Origin of the sequence: Parendozoicomonas verongulae (genome assembly GCF_009711465.1) — a bacterium.
Lineage (GTDB): Bacteria > Pseudomonadota > Gammaproteobacteria > Pseudomonadales > Endozoicomonadaceae > Sansalvadorimonas > Sansalvadorimonas verongulae.
On record NZ_SMME01000663.1, the window covers coordinates 2101 to 2509 of the forward strand.

Consider the following 409-nt stretch of genomic DNA (forward strand, 5'->3'; position numbering starts at 1 on the left):
GAATTAACATTATTGTACAGGTGTGCTGTCAGGCCCTTCCAACCGGTCTGCCAATTTATAAGCCAGCAGGTAGAAACCCCGGATCAGGAAAAACAGCGGCATTTTAAAGGTGGTTAAGGCTAGGTGATCCCGGCCCTGAGTACCGGTAAAATCATCGGGATAGGTGCGATAATGTAAGGGGTGTTCAGGGTAGAGTTTACGGCAGGGGCGCCCGGTATCTCGCAGGTGCCTGGCGAAACATTCTTGGCCTTCACGATTCTGAACGGCACTCCAGTAAAGAATCTCCCTGGCGGTACTGTTAAGCCACAGCTTATAGCACCGGAGGTTTGGAAACAGGTCTCCTAACCGGGTCTCATCCCCCAGAAGACTCTGTAGAAAGCTGGTGAAATGGGTGTCTATCCAGTCAGCC

At 51.6% G+C, this 409-nt stretch carries 1 protein-coding gene; it reads right to left on the minus strand.

Features of this window, described 5'->3' with window-relative positions:
* Positions 1-9: 9 nt before the first annotated feature.
* Positions 10-409: hypothetical protein (locus tag E1189_RS23250; protein ID WP_196221086.1), on the minus strand; the 400-nt coding region annotated here is incomplete at its 5' end.